The sequence below is a fragment of the Deinococcus sp. LM3 genome (genome assembly GCF_002017875.1).
GTDB lineage: Bacteria > Deinococcota > Deinococci > Deinococcales > Deinococcaceae > Deinococcus.
On the sequence record NZ_MUFV01000001.1, the window covers coordinates 990,279 to 1,010,000 of the forward strand.

Consider the following 19,722-nt stretch of genomic DNA (forward strand, 5'->3'; position numbering starts at 1 on the left):
AGGCTGCCTCTCATGCGTTTCTGGTTACTCAAGTCCGAGCCGGATGTGTTCGGTTTTCCTGATCTGGTGCGGGTGCGGCGCGAGCCGTGGAATGGCGTGCGGAACTATCAGGCGCGGAATTTCCTGCGCGAGATGCGCGAGGGGGACCTGTGCCTGTTTTACCACTCGAACGCGAAACCGACCGGGGTGGCGGGCGTGGCGCGCATCTGCCGCGCGGCGTACCCGGATGATCTGCAGTTCGATCCGGCGAGTGCGTACTTCGACCCGAAGTCGAGTGCGCAGGCGCCGCGCTGGAGCATGGTGGATGTGGAGCCGCTGGTGGCATTCCCGCAGGTGGTCTCGCTGGACACCCTGCGGGGCCTGCCGGAGTGGGAGGGGTCGGTCCTGACGCGCAAGGGCTCTCGCCTGAGCGTGATGCCGGTGGACGGCGCGGCGTTCTGGGCGACGCTGGACGCGGCGGGCCTGAGCCTGGAGGACGTGGGCGGCCTGCTGGAGTGAGCCGGCTGGACTGATGGGGGGTGTGCTTTGACACTGCGCGCCGGGCGGGGGTAGAGTCAGTCGTTCAGACACAGATCAATGCACGTTGAGGGGTTTTTCACAGCGGCTCGCCTGCGCGTGACCCTAACGTCAGATGAAGACAAGGAGAATACCTCATGGAATTACTTCTGGCTGGGCTGGTCATCGTGATTTCCCTGCTTCTCGCCGCGTGGCAGGAGCGTCCCTCGGCACGCGAGCGGCGCGGCCGCTGAGGCGCCGGCCGGCAGCACTGACCGCCTGACCGGAGGCCGGCGCCGTCCCCTTCGCTGCACCGCGTCCCGGTCAGAATTCCGTGATGGTCGGCGTTTCTATACTGCAAGGTCATGTCTCCTCTCTGGCCCGGTCAGCAGCACACCCTCGGTTCCCGCCTCGCGCTGGCGCTCATGCGTCTGGCGGGGTGGACGCCCGTCCTGGAGCCGCCGCCCAGCCTGAAGTTCGTGGGGGCCGCCGCGCCGCACACGCACAACCTGGACTTCTGGCCGGGCATCTTCTGGACGTGGGCGACGCGCGCCCCGGTGCATTTCGTGGCGAAACGGGAACTGTTCAAATTTCCGCTGGGGGTGTTCATGCGCGCCGTGGGCGGCATCGCCCTGGATCGCCGCCGCGCCGGTGGGAACTTCGTGGACGCCGTCGTGGAGATCATCGAGCGGGAGAAGGAACTGGTGATGGTCGTCGCGCCGGAAGGAACGCGCAGCGCCGGGCAGTACTGGAAGACCGGCTTCTACTACATGGCGCTGGAGGCCAGGGTGCCGATCGGGATCACGGCGCTGGACTGGAAACGCCGGCGGGTGGGCGTGATCGGGTACGTCACCCCGACCGGGGATATCGAGGCGGATTTCGCCCGGATCCGCGAGCTGCTGCGCGACATCCGGGGGCACACGCCCGCCAACGAGATTCCGGCCGTTCCCCGCCCCGCCGAGGCGGGCGGCCCCAGCCGCAGCTGATCCGGCACGCCCCGTTCAGGTGGCGGTGCTGCCCTCCCCGTCCTGGGCGGGTGCGGGGCCGTCATCTTGGGCGCGGCTGTCCTCGCGGCCCTTGAGGCCCCGGATCTCCTCGATGAAGCGTTCCAGGCTGTCGAAGTCCCGGTATACCGACGCGAAGCGGATGTAGGCGACGTCGTCCAGGGGGCGCAGGAAGGTCATGGCGCGGCGGCCGATCTCGGTGGCGGCAATCTCGGCGGTCTGCACCTCGTCCTCGAAACCGTACGCGAAGGCGCGCAGCGCGGCCGGATCGACCGGGCGTTTCTCGCTGGCGAGCGTCAGGCCGCGCAGCAGCTTGTCCGGGTTGAAGGCCTCGCGCGGGCCGCTGCGCTTGACCACCATCAGCGGTTCGAGTTGCGCGCGTTCGTAGGTCGTGAAGCGCCGGACGCAGTTCAGGCACTCGCGGCGGCGGCGGATGCTGGCCCCGTCATCGCTGGGCCGCGAGTTCACGACCTTGCTGTCGGGCGCCGAGCAGTACGGGCATCTCATACGGACTCCGATTGAATGGGCTGCAAAGCCCGTTCAATCCGAGCGGATGCGAGTAAGAGAGAAACGGGTTCCGGACGTGGAGCCGGCAATCCGGTGAAGTTCCGGATTGTTGGCGAAACAAACGGAATCCGTATCACAGCGGGTAGGCGTCCAGGGCGCGAATTTTAGGGATGGGCGGCATGGGGACGTCCATGACGTTGCCGCGCAGGTGCGTCATGCCGGGCGTGGCGAGGGCCAGCACGGCGGCGCTCAGGGGACGGTCGAGGGTATCGTCGCCGCTGCTGACCCGGCCCGGCAGCAGCAGGTTCAGGCGCAGGTCCTCGGTGTGGGCCTGCTCGACCAGTCCGCGCAGCGCGCCGCGTTGCGGGTGGACCTGCAGGCCGCGCTCGTCGAGGTGCGGGCCGATGATGGTCAACCACGAGCCGGGCTGGCGGCGGCGGATGACCTGCGCGATCGCGACGCTGCTTTTCACGTTGCAGTTGAACAGGTCCATCCACTCGTTCTCGGTCAGGGAGGTGAACTCGGTGTGGGCGCGCTTGTCGGCCAGATGCACGGTGCCGTGCAGGACACCGAAGATCTCCATGATGCGGGTGTAGGCGCTGATCCAGTCGAGCGGAACGCCCACGTCGGCTTTCATGGGAATGGCGTGCCCGCCGGCGTGTTCGAGCTGGCTGGCAGTGGCGGCGAGGGTTTCGCTGTTGTTGCCGATCAGGACGACGCTGGCCCCGGCGCGTGCCAGGGCGGCGCTGATGGTGCGCCCGTACCCCTGGTCGGCGCTGGTGACGGCGATCACCTGTCCGTTCAGCACCTCCCCGAGGGTCACCTGGGGGCCGGTCGCGGGCGGGAACTGCTGCGTCATACCCCGCAGCATAGAGCATCGGCCCGCCGGGTCGCCGCAGCGCTCATACGGATTCCGTTTGTTTCGCCAACAACCCGGAACTTCACCGGATTGCCGGCTGCACGTCCGGAACCCGTTTTGCTCCCACTCGCTTCGCTCGGATTGAACGGGCTTTAAAGCCCGTTCAATCGGAGTCCGTATCAGCCGGCCTGGGGCAGGCGCCGCAGGGCGTTCAGGGGCGGGTTACTGGCGCGGTGGCCCCGCCCGCAGGGGTGGCACCAGTACCCCTGGTCGCCGTCGCGCAGGTCGTGCAGGGTCAGGGGCGCGGCGCAGTGTGGGCAGACGTGCATGAGGCCGCGTCCGCTGGACGGCAACGGATCGGCCTCCTTACGTAATGGACGCTTCATATTCTGATGATAACAGAGAGAAGCTGGGTGTCAAATCCCTGACGGACAGCACATGCAACGCGGGCGGCGCCCCTGCATCCCGGCACGCCGCCCCCTCTTCCACGTCAGCCACCGCGACCCTTTCCTACAGGTCAGGCTCGTCACTGAACTCGGGTTCCTGACCACGCGCGCCCGGCAGCGGATCACCCACCCGGCGCCGCTTGCGCAGCATCGCCGGTTCCTTGTCCAGATTGAACACGAAATGCCGGGGCCGGCGCTCACGCAACCACGTCTCCAGCGCCACCAGCCGCGGCCGGAACCGGATGAACTCCCGCAACTGCCGGATCGGCACGAAGCGCGCCTCCTGCACATCCCGGTCCGGGTCGCGCGGCTCCAGCTTCCCGCCCACCTCGCGCCCCGTGTAGAAGAACTGCAGGTGATGCCCCCACGTCACCGCCTGGAACTCCACGATGAACGCCAGATCCCGCAACTCCACGACCAGTCCCGTCTCCTCGAAGGTCTCGCGGCGCGCGCCGTCCTGCACCAGCTCACCGGACTCCAGGCCGCCCTTGGGCAGCGACCAGCGGCCCCGCTCGCGGACCAGCAGAATCTCGTCGCCGCGCAGAACGATGCAGCCCACCCCGATGCGCGGGTCCGCCAGCGGCCGCTTCTGCCCGCGCTTGCTCGGCGCGGCCGGTGTAGGCACGGCCGTGGTGTTCGTCACCTGACCCGGCCGGGGCTGCGCGGGCGCACTGCCGCCCCGCCGCCGCCGGCGCCTGCGCTGCCCGCCCGCCTGACCTGCCGCCTTCGCCTGATCCTCCGCCATTACACTCCCTCCGGCGCAAGATCATTGAACCGTACGTGCGAACTGTGAAACTGCAACTTCACCGTGCCGACCGGCCCGTTGCGCTGCTTCCCGATAATGATCTCCGCGATGCCCTGTTGATCCGTTTCCTTGTTGTAGTACTCGTCGCGGTAGATGAACATCACGATATCCGCGTCCTGCTCAATCGCCCCGGACTCACGCAGGTCCGACAGCATCGGCCGGTGATTCGGGCGCTGCTCGACCGCGCGCGACAGCTGCGACAGCACGATGATCGGCACCTCCATCTCACGCGCCAGACCCTTCAGACCACGCGAGATGGTACTGATCTCCTGCTGCCGGTTATCACTGCCGCCACTGCTCTTGCCGCCCGACATCAGCTGCAGGTAATCGATGACCACCAGCCCCAGCTGACCGTGCTGCGCCGCGATCCGCCGCAATTTGCTGCGCAGGCCGTTCAGCGTCAGGTCCGCCTCGTCGTCGATGATCATCGGCGCGTCCGCCAGACGACCCGCCGCGTGCGCCAACCGCTCGAAATCACGCTCGTTCAGCTGCCCGCTGCGAATGCGGTTCATGTCCACCCGCGCCTCACTGCACAGCATGCGCAGCGCCAGCTGCACCGCCGGCATCTCCAGACTGAACACCGCGACCGCCTTCTCGCCGCGCAACGCCACGTTCTGCGCGATCGACAGCGCGAAGGCCGTGTTGTGCAGGCAGATGTCCGCCGCGATGAAGTTCGCGTCACCGGGCACCGTCAGGTCGTACACCTGCTTTTCACCCACGTCCTCGATGGCGACGATGTCGTCCCAGTACAGGGCGTCACTGCCCAGCAACGCCAGATGCGGGCTGTCCAGCACCGCCGCGTACCGGGCCGCGCGCCGCTGCGGCAGGCCGCGCGCCGTGTGGGCGTTGTAGCCGCTCCCGGTCTGCTCACCAGCCGCGCGGGCCAGGGCAGACAGGCTCAGACCGCCGGCCTGGGCAGCCTGCCGCACATGCACCCACGCGCCGGCCGGCAGGTGACCCACGTTGCTGCGCAGCCCGGCACTGACCGGAACGTCCCGGCGCGCCTTCTCGCCCACCCAGCCGATCTGCTGCTGGTACACGGCGACGCTGCGCGGCTCGGTGATCTCGACCCGCCAGGACCGCCCGGTCTTGCGCCTCAGCTTCGACACGATCCCGAAACGCGTCAGGGCGTGATGCACGTCACGCGCCAGCCCCTCACTGGCCACCGTGAACTCGATACGTGCCTTCCCGGCCAGTGCATACAGCGTTCCGTCGCACGACAGCAGCACCCGCAGGAACGACGCCAGTCCCTCCCGCGTCAGGGTCCAGATCACGTCCGGAATCCGCTTGCTGTCCGCGTACTCACCCCACACGCCCAGCTCACGGAGCCACTCGGTCAGGGGGTTCACGCGGTTCTTCTGCTCGCCGGGCAACCAGCGGCGGCTCAGGCGGAAATCAATCCCGGTGCGGGCGTCCGCCACCATCTCGACATCCGGGAACTCGGTCTTCAGGCACGCCCGGAAATCCTCAACGAGTTCCGGATCGGCGTTCGTGAACCTCGGGCTGCTCTGCGTGAGGCCACCCCCGGCCAGCAGGTACGCCAGCAGCCGCACACGCTGCGGACTCCAGGCATCGGCGGAACCGAACACGGCCACCTCGCGCGGCACGGCGATCCGGTCACCCACCCGCAGGTCGTACAGGGGCGTCCAGCCGTCCACACCCAGGAACGGGTGGTGCGGCGTCGTCTCGACCACCCGCCCCGTGCGGGTCGTCACGCGGCGCACCGGCTTCACGCCACTGTCGATCCACGCTCCCACCCGCGACTCCCGCACCCTCCCGTCCGGCGTGACGCTCAGCACAGTCGGCAACTCGCGGCGCACGAACGCCTCCACCGTGATCCGCTCGCCTGTGCCCGGCACGTCGATCAGCGTGTCGGCCGACACGCACTTCCCCATCGAGGGACGCGCCGCCAGCACGTTCAGGCTGCCCTTCTGCAACCCGCTGATCTGCTCGTCCAGGTCGCGGAACCCGCTGCTCACGCCGTCGGGGATGCCCTTGTTCTGGTGCAGCAGCGTGATGTACTCGAAGGTCTCCGTGACGACCTCGTTCATCGCCTGGTACGCCTCGCCCTTCTTCTTCTGCTCGGCCACCTCGAAGATCATCTTCTCGGCGCGGTCCAGCAGGTCCTCCAGCGGCAACTGCCCCTCGTAGGCCAGCTGCATGGCCTTCCCGGACGCGCTGATCAGCGCGCGCAGCGTGTGTTTCTCCTGCACGATGCGCGCGTAATGCTCCGCGTAAGCGGCGGTGGGCACCTGATCCGACAGGCCGATCAGGTACGTCAGGCCGCCCACCTCGTCCAGCTGCCCCTTGACGCGCAGGTCCTCGCTGAGCGTCACGAGATCCACCGGTTCACCCCGCTCCTGCAGGGTGCGCATGGCCGTGAAGATCTTGCGGTGCCCCTCGCGGTAGAACATCTCCGGAGCGACCGAATCCCCCAGCTGATTCAAAGTGTCGTTGTCGAGCAGAATGCTGCCCAGCACGCTGATTTCAGCGTCGTTACTGTGCGGCGGAACGCGCGGCGTGAGTTCCAAGACAAGCCTCTCTTCCGGCACGCGGCGCACGCCCCGGCCCCCTCAGGAAGCCCAGCGCCGCGCACGCGACCACAAATTCAAGTAAGTGTGGGGACACAAGCGTCCCATTCGCCAGGACCACCCACTCGCCCCGGCTGAACTGCCCAGCAGCATAGCACCCCACACCCCCTACAGCCGCTTCTCACAAACCCTTACAACGCACTCACGGAGTGCAAAAAGAACCAGAAATACCGACCCCACCAAGGAAACACCCCGACACACCACTCCGCGCGCACTGTTACAGACCTCGCCATTCCGTAAGACTCCTGTGAGAAACACAACCGTACTCTGAACACAGCAAGGACGGGAGACACCCGCACCTGCCAAAGCCATACGCAGGCAGGACCGGACCATACATCCCTTATCCGGACCCGCCGCACCCAGGAGAACACCATGAAAAACAGCACCCAGGGCTTCACCCTCATTGAGCTGCTCATCGTCATCGCCATCATCGGCATTCTGGCCGCCGTCCTGATCCCCAACCTGCTCGGCGCCCAGAAGCGTGCGTACGACACCGGCGCGGCCAGCTGCGCCAAGAGCATCCAGACTGCGCAGGCGACGACCCAGGTGGACAAGCAGGGTTACTTCGGAATTGCCAAAGCCAGCAGCAACACCACCCTTACAAGCTTCACTCCTACGCAAGTAACTGTCGGCTCTCTGGCTGCGGCCCTCACTCAGGCCGAGATCGACAACATCGGCCTGGCCAAGAACTGCCTGGATAAAAACATGGTGATCGCCACTACAACCGCTCCGAGTGGCTCGAACGCAACGTACGCCATCACCGTCGGTGATGTCCGCGGCTCCAAACTCTACACCGTGACGCCCAGCGACCTGACCTCGGCCTCCGGCGCCCCCAGCTAATACACACTGCAAAATCAATGGTAAGGATGCCACTTCATAAGAAGTGGCATCCTCCATATAGGTAAAGATAGATGAAGCATGAAGATATAGGTTTTACTCTAATCGAGATTTTAATTGCGATAGCAATAATTGGAATTCTTGCTATCATAGTGCTACCCAGTCTTATCTCGGCCCAGAAACGCTCTTACGATACAGGTGCGCGAATGTGCGCGAAAAGCATGCAAACTTCACAAGCTATATTTTACCTTGACAATAAGAAGTATACTCCAATGAGTGGTCAGCAGCCTGATGTTGAGGAAATTTTGAGGGAGCTGAATAGACATTGCAAAAATATAAATATTTTCTACAAAGATAGATCGCTGACCAATACATTTAACACAGACTATATCTTCGACATATGGGACGCGAGAGGGACTTCGGTAATTACGGCTACACCTTTAAATATATCTAGCAATGTAGTTGGAGCAACCCCGTTTTCAAATAATGGCTCAGGGGGCCAGAATTTCCCATGAAAAATTTTAATCAACGTCCCGCCTCTACATTAACTATAAATCTTTTTTTATTCTCATTACTCGCGTTACCGTTAATTATTAATCCGACCATATCGCTATCCTATGACACAATATACCTTAATCCAAAAGTTTACTGGATCTATTTAGTTATACTACCAGTTTCGGCATCTATTCTTTTTTACAATAGGAAGGAAATTACTAAATATCCGGTCGGTTTTTATATTATCGCAGCTTTCTTAGTATGGATTTTAATAAACGGTATATTTTTTCACAGAGAATTTGCAACTTGGCTTGGATCCAAAGATAGAAAAGATGGGATATTCATGCACATCACATACTGCATTATTGCTCTAGGCGGTATGACATTATTAATGCAGGAAGGGAAGCATAAAACCATGCATCTTGTTGTGAAATACACAACGATTGGCTCTATTGCCCTCTCGCTAACGAATATACTTCAGCAGTTGAACTTGATTGGCATTTTAGGAACTGAAGCTTATGAAGGTGTCATAGCCACACCTTTTGGTGGAACGCTTGGCCATCGCGGTTACATGGGGGGAGCGGCAGCACTTCTATTGCCTGTTCTAATTTGGTCACAAGTTCACAGTTTATCGAGAAGGATAAAAATATTAAATGCCATAGCTATAGTTTTCACGACATGGTCTCTCGCCGGGTCTTGGTCGCGCGGGCCGTGGCTCGCAGGCATGGTGTCCGTCATCTGGCTGCTAATACTTGAGAAAAGGCTCATTAACTGGCGAACAATCGCCACCCTTTTAATGGGTATTTTATTGTTCTTGTTATCATCTTTTTTATGGAACCCCAACGTCCGTGCTTTTGGGAAAAACGGAGATGCCGAAATTACAGGAACTAACGGACGCGATAAAATGTGGAGCTCTGCTGTAAAAGGGATCCTCCAGCAACCTCTGACAGGCTGGGGGTCACCCGCTCTATGGCGTATCATGGCTACACAAAACGACGCATATCTGGTTCCCGAAAGCCAGGATACAGAGAATTGGAAGGTGTACAGAGTTCCGAAAGGTCCGGATTCCGCTCCCAGTTTTGTCATCGAGAATAAAAATGGCGAACGCCATGGCCTCGATTTCACTATGAACAAGACACATAATGAATTTCTAGATTATGCTGCTACATATGGTGTTCCCGCACTTCTTTTATTCGCAGCAATTATAGGTATGAGCATCTGGGGTAGCCGCAATGTCATGCCCGGCATCTCCGCAAGCATCGTCTCATATGCGATATATCTGCTGACGTGGCCGGAGATAGTTAGATTCGCTCCGATCGCTTGGTTTTTAATTGGAATTGCCCTTGCATCTTATCAAAACGGGTCTATATTTAAAGCTAATCGAGGATATGTTCAGTCAGGTATCTTATGAATAAACTTATCAAAAAGCCACCAATTACATCTGCCCTGAAAGAATGGGATACCCAGTCCTGCCTCCTAACCGATGGTTCTCTGTCGCTGCTGGTCCGGAAGGGTGGGATCATGGAGACGCATGCCGGATTCGAGGTGGAGCACCGGTCGTTCCTGCTGTATCCGACGTTCCTGCACCAGAATCCGGCGGAGCTTCAGCCGCAGTACCAGTCGCTGCTGCGTGATGATCCGCAACCGGGTGTGATTGATTTTCCGGCGCTGGCGGAGGTGGTGGCGGTGCACAAGGTCGAGTCGCTGGACAGGGCACTCAGGTTGGAGCCTTTGCAGGCGTTGAGGGGCGCGGGCATCGAGCGGCGCTTTCACTACCGGAACCGTCCGTGGGTACATGCGCTGCTGTTGCGGGTGCAGCCGCTGCTGGAGCCGCTGGTCCTGCCGGAATCGGCGGGGATGCTGGGCTGCGTGAGCTGGGTCCCGCTGGACGGCGTGACGGTGCGAGCCGGGGAGCCGGTGGTGCCGGAGGATGTGCTGGAAGCGCGGCGACTGGAGCTGGAGCAGTTGCTGGCATGAGTGAAGGGGAGGCAGCGGGGCCTCCCCTCTCCTCTTTCGGCTGCGCCCTTGTTACTGGGCGTCGAGGTCGTAGTTGTTCAGGAGGGTGGTCTGCACGCCACCCTGGGTGTCGGTGAGGTTCCAGCCGGTTTTCGTGCCGGCCAGGAACTGGTTGTCGCGCTGGGCGAGGACGAGTCGCTTGCCGTTGTCTTTACTGAGGACGGTGTCGCCGGCGTCGTAGCGGTTGTTGCTGTTGGCATCGCGCAACACGATGACGCGGTAGTAGCCGTACGGGACGTTGCTGGGCAGATCGAGAGCGTACCCGCCGGTCAGGAAGCGGTCGAGGATCTGTCCCTGGGTGCCGTCGGCGGTGTACTGGCCACCGTTGTACCCGACGATGGCGAGGCGGAGGTTCTGGTCGGCAGTGAAGCCGCGCAGCTGTCCGGTGACGTCCTTACGGACGGGGTTGCCGGCGAGGGTGCAGGCGCTGAGGGTCAGGGTGCCGAGGGCAGCGGCGGCAAGCAGCTTGGTGTTCATGGGTGGTCCTCCGGGAACGGGCAGTGACTGAGCAGTTACAGTGGCTGCACGGTAACGCGGGCCCTGTGTGGGGGGTAGGCGAGGTTCCTTGCGGTCTTTCTCATGGGTGGTGGAGTGGGGTGGGACGCCGGGGGCAGGAGCGGGCCTATACTCGCGGGCATGCAGAGGCAGCCGTTTACAGCGTTAGCCGCCGTGTACGACGCGATCATGGCGGATGTGGAGTACGACCACTGGGCGGACTTCGTGCTGACGTTCGCGCGGGACGGGGGCCTGGATGGGTCGGGGGGGGCACTGGACCTGGCGTGCGGCACGGGCGGGTTCACGCGGGAGTTACGCGCGGCGGGGCTGGACGTGACGGGCCTGGATTTCAGTGAGGAGATGCTGCGCGAGGCGCGGTCGCGGCTGCCGGGCGTGCCGTTCGTGCAGGGGGACCTGCGGTCGTTCACGCTCCCGGAGCGGTTCTCGCTGGTGACGTGCGTGTTCGACAGCCTGAACAACCTGCTGACGCCGGAGGATCTGGGTGCGGCGCTGGGGCGGGCGCGGGCGCACCTGCGGCCCGGCGGGTTGTTCGCGTTCGACGTGAACACCCGCGTGGGCGTGCGGGAGTTGTGGGAGGGGGACGCGATTGAGGGTCTGGCTCCCATGGCGGACGGCGGCGAGGTGCATTACCACTGGTCGCACCATCATGATGCGGAGGCGGACCTGGGGGTGGTGCAGGCGTTCTGCCGGGTGGGTGAACTGGAGTTCGTGGAGACGCACCGGGAACGCGGGTACGACCCGGCAGACCTGGAACCGCTGCTGGCGGCGGCGGGCTTCGCGCGGTGGGAGATCGTGGAGTACCCGGATTACGCGCCGCCGGAACCGGACGCGCCGCGCGTGTGGGTGTTCGCGTGGGCGGGGGACGACCAGTGACCGGGCTGACAGTCCCAGCCCGGAGCCTGCCGGTGCTGGGCGCGGGCGGCTGGGGCACGGCGCTGGCGGTGAACGCGGCGCGCAACGGTCCGGTGACCCTGTGGGCGCGGCGCGAGGCGTTCGCGGCCCAGCTGGAGCGCGAGCGGGTAAATGCGGAGTACCTGCCGGGCGTGGCGTTGCCCGCGCCGCTGCGGGTCACGCCGGACCTCGCGGGGGCGGTGGAGGGGGCGGCGTTTGCGCTGGTGGTCGTGCCGAGCGTGGGCGTGCCGGACCTGCTGGCCGAGCTGCCGCGTGAGCTGGGCGTGGTGCTGTGCGCCAAGGGCCTGGGGCCGGACGGTGGGCAGTTGACGGTCCTGGCGCGCCGCCTGGGCTTCGGGCGGGTGGCGGTCCTGAGCGGCCCGAATCACGCCGAGGAGATCGGGCGGGGTCTGCCGGCCGCGACGGTGGTCGCCAGCCGGGACGCGGCCTTTGCGCAGGAGGTGCAGGCGGCCCTGATGACCCCGGCGCTGCGGGTGTACACCAGTTCCGACGAGACGGGCGTGGAACTGGGCGGCGTGCTGAAGAACGTGGTGGCGCTCGCGGCGGGCATGGTGGACGGCCTGCGGCTGGGCGACAACGCCAAGGCGGCGCTGATCACGCGCGGCCTGCGCGAGATGGACCGGTACCTGCGCGCCGTGGGCGGCCAGGAGGACACGGTGTACGGCCTGAGTGGCCTGGGTGATCTGGTGACCACGGCCACCAGTCGCCACAGCCGCAACCGCGCGGCGGGCGAGGCGATCGCGCTGGGCGAGCATCCCGGTCAGGGTGGGAAGGTCGTGGAGGGCCTGCGCACGGCGGGCCTGCTGGACGCCTGGGCGCAGGCGCAGGACGTGGACCTGCCGATCGTGCGGGCGGTCGCGCAGGTCGCGGCGGGCCAGCAGACACCCCAGGCGGCGCTGGCGGAACTGATGACGCGCGACGCGAAACCCGAGCATCTCGACTGACCCTCGCGGCGCGGCGAATCCTGTCCCGGCGGCACCGACCGGGGCTGTTTTCCTGCGTCCCACAGGGGCTTTAGCTGGGCTTCATGCGGCCGGCTATTGCAGCATCTTGTACCTCAAATCGAATAGACGTACAAGTGCTTGTACGCCCTGCGGGCGGGTGGTACAGTCAGCCATCTCAGGAACGGCCCACTTCACCGGCCACCACCGCAGCCCAACCCCACGGCCCCCACCGGGTCGGCGGCGGTTTCATGCTGTGATTCCCCCACCCCCCCACTCGCAAGGAGAACCACCGTGACCACCCTCAGCGCCCAGCCCCTGACCAACTTCGACGACAACGCCCACCACATCGCCCGGCGGCAGTACCTGCAGGGCAGCGACGGCGACCTGAGCGGCATGTTCCGCCGCATCGCCACCTGGGTCGCCGGGGCCGAAAGTGAAAGCGTACGCGACCACTGGGCGCAGAAATACTACGACCTGATGGCCGAGAAGAAATTCTGCCCCGGCGGCCGCGTCCTGGCCGGAGCGGGCACCTCGCACGGCAACGTCCTGAACTGCTTCGTGCAGGGCGCCACCGAACACGATCCCAGCACCTTCGAGGGCGTCATGGAAGTCGCGAAGAAACTCGCGCTGGTCACCAAGGTCGGCGGCGGCAACGGCGTGAACCTCGACGTGTACACCCCCCGCGCGCAGGGCAGCCGCCCGGACGCCGGCGTGCGTGGCTGGGCGTACATGAGCGCCGCCCACGCCGACGTGACCGACTTCATCGAGGGCCTCATGCGGCCCCCCACGCAACCCGACGGTGACAAGCAACCCGTCGCCGTGCGCAACTGGACGCGCGTGGTGTACGGACAGGTCATCAACCCCGAACTGGTCGCGCTGGCCCGCGCCAACGGCGTCGCCGTCGTGAAAGCCATGCCCGAAGGCGTGCAGGCCGTCCCGGACGACATGGGCGGCATCATCGACGCGGCCCGCAAGGTCGCCGACGACGCCAAACTCGGCCTGGAGCCCCGCATCGACCTGAGCCACATGCGGCCCGAAGGTGCGCCCATCAAGGGCTCGGGCGGCACCAGCAGCGGCCCCGTCAGCTTCCTGCTCGAAATCTTCGACAACTTCCTGGAATGGTCCAACCGCGGCGCGGAACAGAGCGGCCCCATCAACACCCTGCGCTTCGTGTACGCCCCCGTCCTGCGCGTCGTCCGTCAGGGCGGCACCCGGCGCGGCGCGGGCATGGCCACCATCTCCATCGAGCACCCGGACGTCCTGGACTTCCTGACCGCCAAGGACCTCGACCGCGAGGCCGCCGAGGGTGACATCAGCACCTTCAACATCAGCATCCTCGTCACCGAGAAATTCTGGGACACCCTGCAACGCGACGCTCTGTGGCACGTCAGCGTGCAGGACGTGCCCGGCAAGTACGCCCTGCACCCCCAGGCAGAACCCTACACCGGCACGCTCCCCACCCTCCCCGACCGCGAGGAGGACGGCGCGCGCGGCGTGCCCGTGTACACCACCGCCAGCAACGGCAAGATCGACCCGACCGACACCCGCCCCGGCCTTCCCGCCCGGTGGCTGTGGGACCAGATCGCCCAGCACGCCTGGAGCACCGGCGAACCGGGGCTGATCTTCGTGGACCGCATCAACCAGTACAGCGCCCTGAAGAACCTCGGCAAACGCTACGAGATCCGCAGCACCAACCCCTGCGTGACGGCCGACACCTGGGTCAGCACGGCCATGGGCGCGCGGCAGGTGCAGCACCTGATCGGGAAGGACTTCTGCGCCACGGTCAACGGCGAGTCCTTCAACGCGCGGGGCGGCTTCTGGCTGACGGGCGTGAAACCCGTCCTGAAAGTCACCACCCGGCGCGGGTACGAACTGCGCCTGACGGACAACCACCAGCTGCTGAAAGTCGTGCGGCAGACGCGAGACACCCAGGAAACGCAGTGGGTGGAAACCGGCACCCTGAACGCCGGGGACCGCATCATGCTCAACGACCACCGCGACGTGACCCCCTGGGCCGGCGCCGGTAACCGCAGCGAGGGCTGGCTGCTGGGCAGCCTGATCGGCGACGGCACGTTCATCACGGACAAGGCCCGCCCGATGGCCGCGCTGGGTTTCTGGGGCGAGGAACGCCACGCCCTGGCCGACGCCGCACAGGGCGCCCTGAGCCGGATGGGCGCCGTGAAGAAACTCTGGCGCAGCGACGACGAACAGCGCGCCCGCATCCGCCTGAGCAGCGAGGCGCTGGCGGAACTGGCCGCGAAGTACGGCGTCGTTCACGGGCACAAGACCCTGACCGACCAGATCGAACAGGGCGGCTTCGAGTTCTACCGGGGCGTGCTGCAGGGCCTGTTCGACGCGGACGGCAGCGTGCAGGGCACGCAGGCCAAGGGCGTCAGCGTGCGCCTCGCGCAGTCCGACCTGACCCTCCTGAAACGCGCCCAGCGCATGCTGGCCCGCCTGGGCATCCTGAGCAGCCTCCACACCGAACGCCGTCCCGCCGGAACGCACACCCTGCCCGACGGGAAAGGTGGCGCCGCCCAGTACGCCATCCAGGCGCAGCACGAACTGATCGTCAGCGGCAGCAACCTGCACACCTTCGCGCAACTGGTGAACTTCCGGGACGCCCGCAAGGCCGCCCAGCTGAACGACCGACTGGCCGCGTACACCCGCGACCTGAACCGCGAACGCTTCAGCGACGAGATCGTCAGCATCCAGCCCGACGGTGAAGAAGCCGTGTACGACGTCACCGTGCAAGACGTCCACGCCTTCGACGCGAACGGCATCCTGGCCCACAACTGCGGCGAGATCCCGCTGACCGTCGGTGAACCCTGCGACCTGGGCGCCATCAACCTCGCCGCGTACGTCAAGGACAGCCGCTTCGACGAGACCACCTTCCGCGCCGACGTGCGCACCGCCGTCCGCTTCCTGGACGACGTGCTGGACGTGAACGTGTTCGCGCTGGAAGACAACCGCGTGGCCAGCCAGGACCTGCGCCGCCTGGGCCTGGGCGTCATGGGTCTCGCGGACGCCCTGATCAAACTGGGCCTGCGGTACGACAGCGACACCGGCCGCCGCGTCATCTACGACATCATGAGCGCCCTGCGGGAAGAAGCCATCGCCGAGAGCGAGAACCTCGGGCAGGAACGCGGCGTGTACCCCGTGTACGAACGCCACGCCGACAAAGTCCCCCACGCGCCACGCCGGAACGTCGCCGTGCTGACCGTCGCCCCCACCGGCACCACCAGCATGCTCATGGGCGTCAGTAGCGGCATCGAGCCCGTGTTCAGCCCGTTCATCTGGCGCAAGATCGGCAGCGAGTACCGCGCCCTGCTCGCCCCGCTGTTCGTCGAACTGCTCGAAACGTACCCCGCGCCCGACGGCATGCAGGACCCCCAGGGCAACTGGAACTGGGACAAGGTCACCGAGGCCGTCAGCGAGAACCACGGCAGCGTCGTCGGCCTGCCCTTCATCCCCGACGCGCTCCAGCAGGTGTTCGTCTGCGCGCACGACATCAAACCCGTCGATCACGTCCGCATGCAGGGCGTCGTGCAGTGCGCCTTCGACGCCGAAGGCTTCGCCGCGAACAGCCTCAGCAAGACCATCAACCTCCCCAACAGCGCCACCCTGCAAGACGTGCAGGACGCGTACAGCGAGGCGTACCGCACCGGCTGCAAAGGCATCACCGTGTACCGCGACGGGAGCCGCCAGTTCCAGGTGCTGAGCACCAGCAAGAAAAAAGACAAGACCGAAGAACCCGCCCCGGCCACCGACGCCAGCGCCGACGTGATGGGCGAAGCCACCCCCCAACCCACCCCCACCCCGGTTGCCGCCACGCCCGCCCCGGTTGCCGCCCCCGCCGCCGCGCAGGCCACCCAGCCCGCCCCACGGGCCGTGTACCAGCGCCCCACCCGCCTCAGCGGCATCACCGACATGATCAAACTCACGGACCCCACCAGCGGCCACCGCCGCAGCTTCCTCGTCACCGTCAACCACCTCGACCGCAAACCCGTCGAAGTCATGGTCATCAGCGGCCGCGCCGGCGACGAAGCCAACGCCGACAGCGAAGCCCTCGGCCGCGTCGTATCCATCGCCCTGCAACACGGCGTGCCCGCCCAGGCCATCATCAAAACCCTGCGCGGCATCAACGGCGGCCTGTACGGCAGCTACAACGGCCGCCTCGTCGGCAGCAAGGCCGACCTGATCGCCGTCGCCCTCGAAACCTTCCAGAAAGACATGGAAGCCGCCCAGCTCCCCCCCCTCGCCGGAGGCAGCACCGACACCCCCGCACCCGCCAGCGCCGCCCCCAGCGGCGTCAGCGTGGAAGGCATGGACGGCATGAGCCGCGACCGCTGCCCCGTCTGCGAGGAACGCGCCGTGATCCGCGAGGAAGGCTGCCTGAAATGCCAAGCCTGCGGCTACAGCAAATGCGGATGAACAAGGAGGGGCTACGGCCCCTTTTTTCTCCCAGAAATGGAGGTGATTCCAATGAAATCGACGCCCTAGGCCACGCCTAGAACGTCGGAAACCAGATCGAAACGGCCTCGTTGGGGGAGGCAATCTGGCTACTGTGGAAAGTGCTCAGAGCGTACCCCTTCGAGGCCGAAAAGGCAACTCGGCAACAGTTCGTCCGCCTTCCTCCATCAAGGGAGTCAACGTATGCCAAACAAGAAGACCAGCCCAAAAGCTGCTACTGCCGCCTCGAAGGTCCTCTCGAATCCTCGCAGCACAATTACGCAAAAGCGCGCAGCAGCAAGTGCACTTAGCCAACGCGAGAAGGGAAAAAATAATGGCCTTAAATCGAGAGAGGTTCCTCCGGGGCGTTCAAGAAAAGGCGGCGCAAGTTTATTTCGCTCGGGCTCAGTTAATAGCAGCAGAAACTACGTGTGCGATCCACAACCAGAGTCCGACAGTTGAGTTACATGGCGACCGTTTAGCAATATCCGGTTGTTGCGCAGAAGTCAGGGAATCCGTCTTGGCGCAACTAAAATCCAGCAGTAAGTAAAACTGGTCAACGCAGGCGCTCGCAAAATTTGCGAGCGCTTATCGATTTAAACCGAATCAGTCCCGATATTGATATTCAGCATCGTAACGATCAGAGATACGCTACCTTCCGGGCATGACTCCTTTCCGGTTGCTTGGTGGGTTGCTGCTGTCCCTTGTGCTGTCCACGGGTGCGGCGCAGACGGTGGCGGACGTGCAGAAGCTGCCGCTGGTGCATGATCCGCTGGTCAAGACACCCAGAGCAGCACTGAGCGCCGCCGATCAGCAGGCCGTGACCACCCTGGCCCGCACGCTGAACGCCCGGACCGAAGTGCAGGACCTGAAGCAGAAGTGGCCGTACAGTCAGGGGGTCAGCCTGAAAACGGCGTTGTTCACGATCTCCGCGCCGTTCCGTTCGGGCACGCCGGAACGCCTGACGGTGTTCAGTGTCTCGGAGGCTGAGCCACCCGTGCTGCTGTTCGTCCTGAGCGGCGCGAAAGGCCTGACGGCTGATCTTGTGGAGCCAGCGACTGATGTCGAATTCTGCGGGGTGGGACAGGGGTATTCGCTGCGGGATGTGGATCAGGATGGCCTGCGTGAGGTGGCGTTCACTCTGGATTGCACTCCTGGGGAAATGATGCTCACAGACCTGTACCTCTTCCGGTATGGTGCGGGGAAATGGGTCTTCTGGCAGGCCTTCCCGGTCAGTTCATCGTATGGCGGCGGATGGGAAGGTCACGAGCAGTCCATCAAAATCCATGTTCGGAAGGGCAAGTCTCCTCAGTTTTATGGTCTGCTGGACCGGCGTGAGTGGGCTGGTCCTCCCGAATTCGTTTCAAGGACTGATACGGATTCCGATTAATTAGCCAACAAGGGCCACCAGTAGAAGAGCGTGTGACGAGTGACCAGATCAGGTTGACCTTCCAACCAGACGCAGCGATCCGAGAGTGCTGCCTCCACCTCCTTGATGCTCTTGAACGCTCGATTCGCAATCGGTACATCCGTCAACTCCCACAGCCGTTCCGCTGGCTGCAATTCCGGCGAGTACGGCGGCAACGTCACCGTCTGAATCCCCTCAGGATGCCCGTCATCCGGTGGCAAATGGAAACCGGCCCCATCCTGAACGACCAACACACGATGGTCGGCGCCCGCGCCGACCTTCTGCGCAAACGCCGTCATGACGGCCGCATACGCCTGCTTGTTCACCACCGGGATCAACCAGAACAAGCTCTCGCCACTCTCCGGATTGACAAACGCGTACACATACAACCACTCGTATCCAGGCTGAACTGGACACGTCAACGGCTGCCCAGTTGGCGCCCACATGGAACGCCGGATCGGTTTGAGCCCGATTCGATGTTCGTCCATGCACCACAGAGAGACACGCGGTGAGAGACGCTCCGCCAGGCGGAGCGTCTCGGTCAGGACTTTGTTTTGAACGCTTCCTTGGCGGCCTCATCGCCGCCAACGTGCCGGGGTCGAGGGCGTTGAGGCGTGAAGCCCGCCGCCCGTAGGAATTCATAGGTGCGCCCGAGATGGACGGCCATTCCGTACTGCTGCTGAAGCCAGTCTTGAACGTCTTTACCGGACCACACGATGCCCTGCTCGAAGTCGGCGTGCAGTCGGGCAGCCAGGGTTTGTTGTTGCTCGGCCGTCAGGAGGCGGGGAGCGCCCTGGTTGGCGTGACGCGCGTCACGGAGGCCAGCGAGCCCCTGTTCGCGGTAGCGCTTGACCAGTCCGTAGACTGTGACCCGGTTGTACCGGGTCACTTGAAGGATCTCTGGCACGGGGCGTCCTTCTGCGAGGAGTGCGAAGAGTTGAGCTCTGCGTCGTTCGACGGCACAGGTACTGGCCCGGTAGAGATGCCAGAAGGTGTCAGCGTCATGCGCGAGAGGAGCGGTTAGAGGTATCTGTTTGATGCAACGATTATAATCTACTTAATCGGAGTCCGTATGATCCGACCAGGACGGTGGGAGTCATCAAATATGCGCCCAGCAGTGCGGATACGACGTGGCGGGTGCGTCACCTGTTCTAGTCGCAACAAAGCGCACGCTCTTGCGGGGGCGGGGCGGGTACGCTGCCGGTATGCCTCTGTCTGATTACTCACGCCCCTCCCCTGCTCGGATTCGTCTGTTCCTGTCGCTGCTGCTGATGCTGGTGCTGACGGCGGTGTTCGGGCGGCGGCGTCCGGGGGAACTGGGCACACGCGAGAGCCTGCGCCGCAGTTCGTTTACGCGCGTGATGTTCATGGATATCGGGGCGCTCAGCACGCTGGGGGCGCTGTACTTGGTGGTGAATGGCCGGACGCCCGTGCG

General features: G+C 64.3%; 19 protein-coding genes (1 of these 19 cut by a window edge). 11 read left to right on the forward strand and 8 right to left on the reverse strand.

The window, feature by feature from the left end; translation table 11 throughout:
* Positions 1-12: 12 nt before the first annotated feature.
* Both BXU09_RS04590 and BXU09_RS04595 read left to right on the forward strand, forming a co-directional pair.
* Positions 13-498: an EVE domain-containing protein gene (locus BXU09_RS04590; RefSeq protein WP_078300859.1), complete on the forward strand. Its 486-nt coding sequence runs from the start codon at positions 13-15 to the stop codon at positions 496-498.
* A 362-nt stretch (positions 499-860) separates the two neighbouring features.
* Complete coding sequence (locus tag BXU09_RS04595) at positions 861-1,481, forward strand: 1-acyl-sn-glycerol-3-phosphate acyltransferase (RefSeq protein ID WP_078300861.1); 621 nt, start codon at positions 861-863, stop codon at positions 1,479-1,481.
* A 15-nt stretch (positions 1,482-1,496) separates the two neighbouring features.
* Here BXU09_RS04595 and nrdR read toward each other — a convergent pair whose 3' ends face one another.
* The 5 genes from nrdR to dnaB all read right to left on the reverse strand — a co-directional run bounded on the left by nrdR (position 1,497) and on the right by dnaB (position 6,677).
* Complete coding sequence (gene nrdR / locus BXU09_RS04600) at positions 1,497-2,006, reverse strand: transcriptional regulator NrdR (RefSeq protein WP_078300862.1); 510 nt, start codon at positions 2,004-2,006, stop codon at positions 1,497-1,499.
* A gap of 133 nt (positions 2,007-2,139) precedes the next feature.
* Positions 2,140-2,865 (reverse strand): SDR family NAD(P)-dependent oxidoreductase, encoded by a 726-nt coding sequence (locus tag BXU09_RS04605; RefSeq protein WP_078304754.1) that lies wholly within the window; start codon positions 2,863-2,865, stop codon positions 2,140-2,142.
* Between the two features lie 179 nt (positions 2,866-3,044).
* Complete coding sequence (locus tag BXU09_RS04610) at positions 3,045-3,251, reverse strand: hypothetical protein (protein WP_078300864.1); 207 nt, start codon at positions 3,249-3,251, stop codon at positions 3,045-3,047.
* 124 nt (positions 3,252-3,375) lie between these two features.
* The gene (locus BXU09_RS04615) at positions 3,376-4,056 is read right to left on the reverse strand and encodes an NUDIX hydrolase (RefSeq protein ID WP_078300865.1); all 681 of its coding nucleotides are present in this window, start codon (positions 4,054-4,056) and stop codon (positions 3,376-3,378) included.
* On the reverse strand, positions 4,056-6,677 hold the full coding sequence (gene dnaB / locus BXU09_RS04620) for a replicative DNA helicase (RefSeq protein ID WP_346417553.1): 2,622 nt from the start codon (positions 6,675-6,677) through the stop codon (positions 4,056-4,058). Before dnaB ends, BXU09_RS04615 begins: the two co-directional genes overlap by 1 nt.
* Before the next feature lie 402 nt (positions 6,678-7,079).
* Here dnaB and BXU09_RS21860 point away from each other — a divergent pair, with 402 nt between their 5' ends.
* The 4 genes from BXU09_RS21860 to BXU09_RS04640 all read left to right on the forward strand — a co-directional run bounded on the left by BXU09_RS21860 (position 7,080) and on the right by BXU09_RS04640 (position 10,016).
* Positions 7,080-7,547, forward strand: coding sequence for a type II secretion system protein (locus BXU09_RS21860; RefSeq protein WP_078300869.1), 468 nt, complete (start codon positions 7,080-7,082; stop codon positions 7,545-7,547).
* 71 nt (positions 7,548-7,618) lie between these two features.
* Entirely contained in the window at positions 7,619-8,059 is a 441-nt protein-coding gene (locus BXU09_RS04630; protein WP_078300871.1) for a prepilin-type N-terminal cleavage/methylation domain-containing protein, read from the forward strand.
* A complete protein-coding gene (locus BXU09_RS04635) occupies positions 8,056-9,450 on the forward strand; it encodes an O-antigen ligase family protein (RefSeq protein WP_078304755.1) in 1,395 nt (464 codons plus the stop codon). The genes BXU09_RS04630 and BXU09_RS04635 overlap by 4 nt, the downstream gene beginning before the upstream one ends.
* Positions 9,447-10,016, forward strand: coding sequence for a DUF1802 family protein (locus BXU09_RS04640; protein ID WP_078300873.1), 570 nt, complete (start codon positions 9,447-9,449; stop codon positions 10,014-10,016). Before BXU09_RS04635 ends, BXU09_RS04640 begins: the two co-directional genes overlap by 4 nt.
* A 51-nt stretch (positions 10,017-10,067) precedes the next feature.
* Here BXU09_RS04640 and BXU09_RS04645 read toward each other — a convergent pair whose 3' ends face one another.
* Complete coding sequence (locus BXU09_RS04645) at positions 10,068-10,532, reverse strand: hypothetical protein (protein WP_078300874.1); 465 nt, start codon at positions 10,530-10,532, stop codon at positions 10,068-10,070.
* 159 nt (positions 10,533-10,691) lie between these two features.
* Here BXU09_RS04645 and BXU09_RS04650 point away from each other — a divergent pair, with 159 nt between their 5' ends.
* The 4 genes from BXU09_RS04650 (at position 10,692) to BXU09_RS04665 (ending at position 18,269) form a co-directional block, all read left to right on the forward strand.
* Complete coding sequence (locus BXU09_RS04650; RefSeq protein WP_078300876.1) at positions 10,692-11,444, forward strand: class I SAM-dependent methyltransferase; 753 nt, start codon at positions 10,692-10,694, stop codon at positions 11,442-11,444.
* A gap of 5 nt (positions 11,445-11,449) precedes the next feature.
* Positions 11,450-12,427: an NAD(P)H-dependent glycerol-3-phosphate dehydrogenase gene (locus BXU09_RS04655; RefSeq protein ID WP_078304756.1), complete on the forward strand. Its 978-nt coding sequence runs from the start codon at positions 11,450-11,452 to the stop codon at positions 12,425-12,427.
* A 291-nt stretch (positions 12,428-12,718) separates the two neighbouring features.
* Positions 12,719-16,861, forward strand: coding sequence for an LAGLIDADG family homing endonuclease (locus BXU09_RS04660; RefSeq protein ID WP_078300877.1), 4,143 nt, complete (start codon positions 12,719-12,721; stop codon positions 16,859-16,861).
* A gap of 682 nt (positions 16,862-17,543) precedes the next feature.
* Positions 17,544-18,269: a hypothetical protein gene (locus BXU09_RS04665; RefSeq protein WP_144011980.1), complete on the forward strand. Its 726-nt coding sequence runs from the start codon at positions 17,544-17,546 to the stop codon at positions 18,267-18,269.
* Here BXU09_RS04665 and BXU09_RS04670 read toward each other — a convergent pair.
* A complete protein-coding gene (locus tag BXU09_RS04670) occupies positions 18,266-18,832 on the reverse strand; it encodes an IS630 family transposase (RefSeq protein ID WP_144011981.1) in 567 nt (188 codons plus the stop codon). The genes BXU09_RS04665 and BXU09_RS04670 overlap by 4 nt on opposite strands.
* Positions 18,829-19,326, reverse strand: coding sequence for a winged helix-turn-helix domain-containing protein (locus tag BXU09_RS04675; RefSeq protein ID WP_078300883.1), 498 nt, complete (start codon positions 19,324-19,326; stop codon positions 18,829-18,831). Before BXU09_RS04675 ends, BXU09_RS04670 begins: the two co-directional genes overlap by 4 nt.
* Positions 19,327-19,492: 166 nt before the next feature.
* Here BXU09_RS04675 and BXU09_RS04680 point away from each other — a divergent pair, with 166 nt between their 5' ends.
* Positions 19,493-19,722: the 5' portion of a hypothetical protein gene (locus BXU09_RS04680; RefSeq protein ID WP_240501022.1), read on the forward strand. 112 nt of this gene lie beyond the right edge of the window; 230 of the gene's 342 nt are visible here — the first part of the coding sequence; its start codon is at positions 19,493-19,495; the stop codon falls past the right edge of the window.